Here is a 1956-nt window from a genome sequence, read left to right as displayed (position 1 = left end):
AGGCTTTATATTTAGCGGGATGCAGCGAAGTGTTTAGTTTAAAATAAATTAAAATATTTTGTTGACATCGAATCGGAGTCGCGTATTATACGCCTCCCGCTTAAGAGGGTCTTCGGACAGCATCTAAAGCAGCTACTGAGGTAGCAATGTTCTTTAACAATTAATAACAAGACAATCTGTGTGGACATTCACGATGTGAGTGTCTACCAAAAAAATTCATATTTTCGATATATTTAATTGAAGAGTTTGATCATGGCTCAGATTGAACGCTGGCGGCAGGCCTAACACATGCAAGTCGAACGGAAACATGTCTAGCTTGCTAGATGATGTCGAGTGGCGGACGGGTGAGTAATACTTAGGAACATGCCTTTGAGTGGGGGATAACTATTGGAAACGATAGCTAATACCGCATAATGTCTTTGGACCAAAGGGGGGAGTTTACTCCTCTCGCTCAAAGAGTGGCCTAAGCGAGATTAGCTTGTTGGTGAGGTAAAGGCTCACCAAGGCGACGATCTCTAGCTGTTCTGAGAGGAAGATCAGCCACACTGGAACTGAGACACGGTCCAGACTCCTACGGGAGGCAGCAGTGGGGAATATTGCACAATGGGGGGAACCCTGATGCAGCCATGCCGCGTGTGTGAAGAAGGCCTTCGGGTTGTAAAGCACTTTCAGTTGTGAGGAAAGGTTAGTAGTTAATACCTGCTAGCTGTGACGTTAGCAACAGAAGAAGCACCGGCTAACTCCGTGCCAGCAGCCGCGGTAATACGGAGGGTGCGAGCGTTAATCGGAATTACTGGGCGTAAAGCGCACGCAGGCGGTTTGTTAAGCTAGATGTGAAAGCCCCGGGCTCAACCTGGGAATAGCATTTAGAACTGGCAGACTAGAGTCTTGGAGAGGGGAGTGGAATTCCAGGTGTAGCGGTGAAATGCGTAGAGATCTGGAGGAACATCAGTGGCGAAGGCGACTCCCTGGCCAAAGACTGACGCTCATGTGCGAAAGTGTGGGTAGCGAACAGGATTAGATACCCTGGTAGTCCACACCGTAAACGCTGTCTACTAGCTGTTTGTGAGTTTAACTCGTGAGTAGCGTAGCTAACGCAATAAGTAGACCGCCTGGGGAGTACGGCCGCAAGGTTAAAACTCAAATGAATTGACGGGGGCCCGCACAAGCGGTGGAGCATGTGGTTTAATTCGATGCAACGCGAAGAACCTTACCTACTCTTGACATACCAGAAACTTTTCAGAGATGAATTGGTGCCTTCGGGAATCTGGATACAGGTGCTGCATGGCTGTCGTCAGCTCGTGTCGTGAGATGTTGGGTTAAGTCCCGCAACGAGCGCAACCCTTGTCCTTAGTTGCCAGCCTTAAGTTGGGCACTCTAAGGAGACTGCCGGTGACAAACCGGAGGAAGGTGGGGACGACGTCAAGTCATCATGGCCCTTACGAGTAGGGCTACACACGTGCTACAATGGCGAGTACAGAGGGAAGCGAACCTGCGAGGGTAAGCGGATCCCTTAAAGCTCGTCGTAGTCCGGATTGGAGTCTGCAACTCGACTCCATGAAGTCGGAATCGCTAGTAATCGCAAATCAGAATGTTGCGGTGAATACGTTCCCGGGCCTTGTACACACCGCCCGTCACACCATGGGAGTGGGATGCAAAAGAAGTAGCTAGTCTAACCTTCGGGGGGACGGTTACCACTTTGTGTTTCATGACTGGGGTGAAGTCGTAACAAGGTAACCCTAGGGGAACCTGGGGTTGGATCACCTCCTTACTATTACGGCAGCGCTTACGTTGTTGAGTGTTCACACAGATTGTTTTGTTGTTGATAAGAAGAACCGAGAGACCGTTTCTAGTGTTTAGGCACAATTAGAAAGGGGCTATAGCTCAGCTGGGAGAGCGCCTGCCTTGCACGCAGGAGGTCAGCAGTTCGATCCTGCTTAGCTCCACCACTTATAG

General features: G+C 49.7%; 1 tRNA gene and 1 rRNA gene. Both read left to right on the top strand.

The features are described 5' to 3' along the window. The first annotated feature begins 234 nt into the window (after positions 1-234). Positions 235-1771 (top strand): 16S ribosomal RNA (locus tag L0668_RS20500). Positions 1772-1873: 102 nt separating this feature from the next. Next, positions 1874-1949 (top strand) — tRNA-Ala (locus tag L0668_RS20495). The last annotated feature ends 7 nt before the right edge of the window (positions 1950-1956 follow it).

The sequence above is a fragment of the Paraglaciecola algarum genome (assembly GCF_021532655.1).
GTDB lineage: Bacteria > Pseudomonadota > Gammaproteobacteria > Enterobacterales > Alteromonadaceae > Paraglaciecola > Paraglaciecola algarum.
The sequence above is the reverse complement of the archived record's forward strand: the minus strand, read 5'-3'. Positions and strand labels throughout refer to the sequence as shown.